1 protein-coding gene is annotated in these 9129 nt (G+C 34.6%); it reads left to right on the top strand.

All coding sequences use genetic code 11. From position 1 onward, the window contains the following. Positions 1-632: 632 nt before the first annotated feature. Positions 633-9129, top strand: an 8497-nt coding sequence (locus ACKI3Q_RS03900; RefSeq protein WP_407414459.1) for an Ig-like domain-containing protein, incomplete at its 3' end; no start/stop codon positions are given.

Raw genomic sequence — 9129 nt, 5'->3', positions numbered from 1 at the left:
GTAACCATACAAGCCTAAAACACAATTTAACCATCACCCTACCTTTTTTAATTTTGGCAAGAACATGAAAAATTGTTCTCTCCCACAAATATTGTTTTAATCAATACCTATTTAATCATGTTATATAGATTGCGAACTATTGATTTAAAAAACAATGAAAAAAAATAGGAAAATAATATTTGATACTATTTCAACTGCAAAAATTCAAATTTGCCGAATACAGAATTAACGAATGAAACTTATTTACTTTCCCATTAATTTCATCATATAACGATGACATAGGGGAATTATATGTAATAATTACAGAAAAATTAATAATCAATAAAGCTTCGATGATAAAAAGCTAATAGAATTAACACCAATAATGCATCAAGATCTAGAAAACCTTGTTAATCAATTCAAGTCAAATGTAGAGTTAATGAATCAAATAAATTATAAAAATAATCAAATTATAGAATCTACATACAGTATTGCTATAATGTTATCAAATATATATTTACGGCATAATTAATAACCACATACACCATTATCTTAGATTATAAAACACACCTAATTTAATATCAATAATATTTTAATATTTGATATAACAAATATACATTATAATTATTCAAATATAATCGGAGAAATTTATCATGAAAAAGAAATATTTTTTTATAGGCATTTTATTAATCATATTCATATCATGTTCAACGGTTCATGCCGAAAGCAATGATACAGATATCTATCAAAATGCCCCCCAAATTCAAAATTTTCAAACTTTAAACGAAGAAATTCAAAATACTTCCGTAAATGGAGTTCTAGTTTTGCAGAACAACTATACACTAAACGAAAATACACAGGGTGAAGAAATCCTATTTAAGGAAGGAATCAATCTTAATAAAAAAATTACAATAGAAGGTAACAACCATACTATAGACGCTAAAAATCTTGTAAGAATATTCAATGTTAATTCAAAAGTCGTTATTAAAAATGTTATTCTAGTTAATGGGTACCATACCGGTTCATTAAACGGAGCCGGTGCCATCAACGTCAACACTGGTTCCCTTTATTTAGAAAATTCCATTCTTTTAAATAATTACGCTTATTCAACAACAACGACAAAGGGAACTGCTCTTAGCGATGGTGGTGGAGCAATATGTACAAGTTCAAACACATATACATCAATTAGCAACTGTACTTTCATAAACAACACTATCTGTGCTTCATGCAATGTCGGTGGCGGAGCAATCATGTTTAAATCAGGATCCAGTTTCAATGTTAAAGACAGTTTTTTTATAAACAACAGAGCCATAGGTGGAGGGTCAACATATGGTGGTGCAATAGCCGAACGTGGAATCAGCCAAGGTGAAATTAAAAGTTCCAGCTTTGTTAACAATAGTGCGGGAATAGGCAAATCAATATCCGTCAATAAAGCACCAATAACCGGAAACGAATTTATCAATTCAGGAGTTGACTATGATTTTAGCTCAAGCGGATCATGTACATATAACACATTCATTAATGGAGGAGTAAGTTATTCCAATATAGCTGCCTGCAGTGCTGTGGTTAAGAATAATTGGTATGGTTACAATCCTTCTTCAAAAAACAGTGATGTCGTTGCTGATTTAATAAACAACAATGGAACCATTTATGTATCCCTTACAAAGGACGGATACGGAAATAACCTGTCCAATCCTGAATATTTATATCCAAGAAATGTTGAATTCGGCGACAATGTAAAATATAAAAACTTAACGACAACAGATGCCATTGCAATTAATGAAATCACCGAAACACTGGAAGAAGGATATATCTATCACGTTAACGTTCGTGTCGACAGGCAAATTCTGGATTTATACTTCAAATATGTAAAACAGAATGACTTCAACAGCACAGTTCCCAGATATAGTGAAAATTACTCTGATTATATTTTCAATGGCGAATTTAGAATAAAAAGCAAAAATAAGGTTTATAACAGCTTTTACGAAGCAGTAAATGACGCATTGTCAATGGATGATGACATAACAATATATGTTGGGGAAGGAACATACACCAAAAAATGGTCCGATACATATTACAACTATGACTATATGAACTATGACTTCAATATCACCTCAAATGATAAGGTTATCACCGTCATCGGTGCGGGAAACGACAAAACCATCTTTAAAGGAGAAACATTCGGATTTGGAATAAACGGCAACTCAACATTCAGATTTGTCAATATCACTTTTCAGGACTTTAAAGATTCAGTTTTCGTATTCAACACGACAAATACCAGCATCTATTTCACAAACTGTAAGTTTAAAAGCATTTCAACAAAATATGTTATTTATTTAAGTGGTGAGAACACGACAATGTATATTGACGGCTGCTATCTGTATGGGGTTTCCACCTATCCATTCTGGAATAATGCAGATTCTTCATACATTGTAATAGATTCTTCAATATTTGACCGAGTGAACTACAATTATGCCATTTCAGAAATACATACTGAAAACGATTTTTCAAAACACATTGCAACCATCTATCATAATTTCAACGATTACTATATTTTCAATCATAATTTCTTATTGAACAAAGTCGAAGCAGGCTTTGACTGTACCCCGAACATTTATCTTTCAAATTCAAGCATCGGATTGGGAGACAGCGTAGACATAATTGCTGATTTCAATTACTTCACCAATTCAACAGGAACTTACAGATTTGATTCCAATTTCATTGATGATTTTACTGTGACTTTCACCACCCCAAAAGGAACAAAATCCGTTAATCTGAAAAATAGCGTGGCCTGCCTAAAATATAGCCCAACGGAAGCGGGCACACAGACAATTACTGTAATATATGGAGATAAAAGCACACAATTAACACTGAATATTATAGATAGGCAGATGCCGTCATTCAACGTTGAAGGAAGGGAAAATATTGTAGCCACATTGCCTGAAGACGCCGAAGGCCAGATTACATTCAACGTTAACGGCGCTGAAACCATAAAAGATGTGAACAACGGTATCGCAAATATTGATTTGACCCCATTAGAGGATATCAAATATGTTGTTGAAGTTTCATATTCAGGAGATTCAAAATACATGCCTGCAAGTGAAACAGTAATCTTTTCCCCAATGAGAAACATTACATATTTAGACATTAAGTGCAACGAAACCACAATCTACAGCGATACAATAATTGAAGTCCATACAAACGTTAACGGCAATATCAAACTAATAATAGATGAAATAGAGTACAATAACCTTACCGAGAACAATGTTGCAACATTTGTCATTAAAGACCTGATTCGTGGCATCCACAACATTACAGCCATTTTTGAAGGAGATTCCAATTACCTTCAGGAAAAAAATACCAGCACAATCAACATCATAAAAAACACCCCAACATTGACTTCATATGTAAAAACCGTTCTTTCAGGCGAAGACGTAATCATGAACATTACCCTCGACGATGACATTTCATCAGACGTTTACATATTCATGAACGGCAAAGTCTACAAGACCAATGTCGTAAACGGCACAGGATATTTGAACTTTACACGCTTACACGGTGGAGACTACACCTACAGGCTTTATTATAATGGAAACGACAAATATTACCCTGCAGAAAATAATAAAGGATTTACCGTCATCAAATTAAAAGAAATCCATGTGGATGCAATAAACGGTGATGACGAGAATATGGGTACTTCTCCAAGCGATGCTATGAAAACAATTGCCTGTGCACTGGAATGCATTAGATACAACGGTACAATATATCTTGATAAAGGAACATTTTCAGGAGTAAATAATACCAAATTAACAATAACACAGCCTGTTACAATTACAGGAATTGATAATGCAATTATTGACGGAGAACTGAAAAACTACTTCTTTAAAGTTAATGGAGGAGTGAATTTTACCCTCAAAAACGTTAACTTTAAAAATGTATGCTCCAATGCAGTTGAAAATCCTCAAGGATCAAATTTAACTGTTGAAGATTCCTGCTTTGAGGGAGGTCCTGGAAGTGCAATCAAAAACTACGGAAACCTATACATAAACAATTCCACATTCTCATCACTTTCCTCATCAACAAGAGGAGTGGCCGTTTCAAATTATGGAAATGCAATAATAGCAAACAGCACATTTAAAAATTCACTTGCAAAGGGAATAGGGTCAACATACCAGGGAAGTACAATATTCGGCGTGGTCTACAATGAAGGAGAAATGACAATCGAGAGATGTGTCTTTGACAACAACACCCCCAAAAATAGGGATACTGCCATAGGATCATATAATATCTATAATTACGGAAATCTAAAAGCAAACCATAACATATTCATAAATTCAAACTATGAAAAATATGTGATTAGTCTAAACAAGGTATTGTCAACATATATCTTCAATTCAGAAAATGCAAACGTGACCTTAAACTATTATGATGCAAACAAACATATTGAAAAATACATCAATTTCGACATAGACAAATATTTCATCATGGATTTTGAGCAGAACTATTTTCCATTAAACATTGGAGATAAGGCAAACATTACCCTAACCTTAAAATTGGACAACGGAACATTCTATAAAAATTACAACCTATTGCCTGATATCTACATAAACTTCAATGTCAACGGAAAACCCATTATTAAAAAGTTAGTGGACGGAAAGGCAACGGTTGAATTTAATGAAAGCGACGTTAAAGGGTCATATAATGTCACTGCAACATTAGGGGACTGCACCAAACTAGCAGAAATCGATGTTGGAAAAGTAAACTCCAGCATGGAAGTGGAATATGAAGAAATCTACTACAGTGAAGTTGCCCAATTCAATATGACTGTGACCGGAAACTACACTCACCAGCCAAACGGCAGCATCACATTAAGACTTGATGACGACATATACACGACCAAAATCGGGGATACGAAAGCCACCATTGAAGTTCCTGATTTAATTCCAGGAACATATGATCTGGAAATACGCTACGAAGGGGATGAGGACTACAACAAAGCAATATTCCATACAAACTATACTGTGGATAAAAGACCTCTAAACATATCATTAAGTATTGCTGAAGTTTATTACGGTCAAAACGGACAAATTATTGTTAATATAAATCCGGGCGAATATTCAAATCAGGCATACTTATATATAAAAGACATGAATAACACATTAATTCAAAAGAAAACTGTTTATGTGCGTGACGGTACCAAACTCCCATTGAAGAATTTTGCAGCAGGCGAATATAACATAACAATCGAACTGTGGAATACCAAATACTACCAGGTGACAAACGCTTCAGCAATATTCAAAGTGAAAAAATACGAAACAAACCTCACAATCAACACAACAGACATCATGGCGGGTGAAACCGCATACCTGAATGTTACATTAACCCCGAAAGGCGAAGTGGCAGGAAACTCAAACATAATAATAAACAATGAAACAAGAGCAATATTTCTAAAAAACGGAGAAAACACAATTACATTGGATAATCTGGCTGGAGGAATATACAATATCACAATTTTCTTCCCGGGAGATAAAAAATATGCAAATTCAACTGCAACTGTGATTCTGCATGCGAACAAATACCAGACAAGATTAAATGTAACAGTAGATGATGAAAAAATCACGGTAAAAGTTGATCCGGACAATGCGACCGGAACCGTTAACCTATACATCAATGACCAGCTGCAAAGCCTAAACTTGACTAACGGTCAGGTAACATTCATACCAAACTACAACAAAGTAAACAACAGCATATTCATCTATTACGAAGGAAATTATCTTTATAATTACTCCACATTCAACACAACATACGAAAACAAAGACTTAATAAATCTGACAGGTTATGACGTGTTGACCTATGACGGAGAGGAAGGAACAATATATGTAACGTTAACAGACGAATCCGGCTACGGAATTGCAGAGAGAAACATTACAATTACAATAAACAATGAAAAATACATAAAGACAACGGACAATAGCGGAACTGCATCATTGACATTGACTTTGCCTATCGGCAATTACACAATAACAAGCCAGTTTGAAGAAAAAATCGTGACAAATACATTTACCGTTCTTAAAAACATCAATTTAACTAGTGTTGGAGACCTGGAAGTCTATGACAATGAAACATTCCAGTACTACGTCAAACTGACTGACGGAAGAAACAACAACATTAAAGATGCCGAAATCACATTTGAAATAAACGGCCAGACATACACCAACAAAACCAATGAAAATGGTATTGCAAGAATATTCTTAACATTGAACCAGGGAAACTACACGATAACGGTAAGCTACAAAACTGAATCCGTTACAAATAAAATTAATGTTCGTGAAAATGATAACTACACATTAACGGCAGGCGATTTGGAAATGTATTATCGCGACGGATCCTCCTTCAATGTAACACTAAAGGACGGAAACGGCAATCCATTAAGTGGAAGAATAATTACATTTGCCATCAATAATATTACATACCCAAGGACAACTAACAATAATGGTGTGGCCTCCCTCTTAATTAACCTGGGATCAGGCAAATACACAATAAAAACAACTTACATAGATACATCAATCAGCAATATTATCACAGTTAAAGACTATCCTCCAGTGATAACCGGCAAAGACATAGAAATGTATTATAAAGACGGAAGCAATTACACGGTCACCTTAAAAGACACTAGAGGAACACCACTGGCAAACAAAGAAATAACCTTTAACATAGACGGTGAAAACTACACAAGATTCACAGACAAAGATGGTATCGCATCAATCACAATCAACCTGCCTGCAGGAACCTACACAGTAACCGCAACATACAAAAACATATCAACAACAAATAAAATCGTTGTTAAAGACTATCCTCCAGTAATAACTGGTAAAGACATAGAAATGTATTATAAAGACGGAACAAACTACACAGTAACACTCAAAAACACAAAAGGAACACCAATAACCAACGTAGACGTAACATTCACAATAGACGGCGAAACCTACACAAAACCAACAAACAACAAAGGAATAGCATCAATCACAATCAACCTACCAGAAGGAACATACACCATAAAAGCAACCTACAAAAATGTTTCAACAACAAATACGATTACTGTTAAAGACTATGAACCGGTAATAACCGGTAAAGACATTGAAATGTATTACCGTGACGGAAGTAATTATATAATAACACTCAAAAACACAAAAGGAACACCAATAACCAATGTGGATGTGACCTTTGCAATTGATGGTGAAACATACATTAGACCAACAGACAAAAACGGAATAGCAAAAATCACAATCAACCTACCAGAAGGAACCTACACAGTAACCGCAACATACAAAAACGCAACAACAACGAATAAAATCGTTGTTAAAGACTACCCACCAGTAATATCCGGAAAAGACATTGAAATGTACTATCATGACGGAACCAACTACACAATCACCTTGAAAAATACCAAAGGAACACCAATAACCAACGCAGAAGTAACATTCACAATAAATGGTGAAAACTACAAAAGATTAACCAACAAAGAAGGTATCGCATCAATCACAATCAACCTACCAGAAGGAACATACACCATAAAAGCAACCTACAAAAACGCAACAACAACAAATAAAATCGTTGTTAAAGACTACACTCCAGTAATAACCGGCGAAGACATTGAAATGTACTACAAAGACGGAACAAACTACACAATCACCTTGAAAAATACCAAAGGAACACCAATCAGCAATGTAGATGTAACATTCACAATAAACGGTGAAACATACATTAGACCAACAGATAAAAACGGAATTGCAAAAATCACAATCAACCTACCAGAAGGAACATATACAGCAAAAGCCACCTATAAAAACACATCAACAACAAACAAAATCACAGTTAAAGACTACGAACCGATAATAACCGGTAAAGACATTGAAATGTATTACCGAGACGGAACCAACTACACAATCACCTTGAAAAATACCAAAGGAACACCAATAACCAATGTAGACATAACATTCAATATCAACAACAGAAACTATGCAAGAATAACCGACGGAAACGGTATTGCAAGAATCACGATTAACCTGCCAGCAGGAACATACACCATAAAAACAACATACAAAAACACATCAACAACAAACAAAATCACAGTAAAAGACTACACTCCAGTAATAACCGGAAAAGACATCACAATGTACTACCGAGACGGAAGCAACTACACAATCACCTTAAAAAATACCAAAGGAACAGCACTAGCAAATAAGATTGTAACATTCCATATCAACAACAGAGACTATAACAGAACCACCAATTCCAATGGTGAAGCTTCACTAACAATCAACCTACCTGAAGGAACATACACCATAAAAGCCAGTTATACAAACGTTTCAGTTACAAATAAGATTACAGTAAAAGAATACTCTCCAATAATAACAGGCAAAGACATAGAAATGTATTATCGTGACGGAACAAACTACACAATCACCTTAAAAAACAGCAAAGGAGACATATTATCCGACAAAATAGTCACATTTAATATAGATGGAAAAGACTACAACAGAACAACTAATTCCAATGGTGAAGCTTCACTAACAATCAATCTGCCAGCAGGAACATACACCATAAAAGCAACATACAAAAACGCAACAGCAACAAATAAAATCACAGTAAAAGACTACCCAGCAGTACTCGTCGCTGATGATTTGGAAATGTATTTCCACGACAATTCAACATTCAAAGCAACACTCAAAAACACAAAAGGAGAACTCCTAACCAACAGAAAAGTAACATTTAGCATAAACAACGAAACATACACAGGAACCACCAATAACCAGGGCACAGCATCATTGATAATCAACCTGGCACCCGGAACATACACCATAAAAACAACATACAAAAACATAACAATAACAAACAAAATCACAATCAAAACAAACTACAACCTAAAAGCCAATGATTTGGAAATGTATTACAAGGACGGATCCAGATTCACAGCCAAATTAACAGACAAAAACGGAAACGTATTAACAAAGGTTAACGTTACATTCACAATAAATGGAAACAGATACAACAGACTAACAAATTCAGAAGGTATCGCATCCATTGCCATCAACCTAAACAGCGGCAACCACACAATAACATCCAGATACCAAGAAGAAGAAATAACAA

Origin of the sequence: Methanobrevibacter sp. (genome assembly GCF_045636185.1) — an archaeon.
Classification (GTDB): Archaea; Methanobacteriota; Methanobacteria; order Methanobacteriales; family Methanobacteriaceae; genus Methanocatella.
The sequence above is the reverse complement of the archived record's forward strand: the minus strand, read 5'-3'. Positions and strand labels throughout refer to the sequence as shown.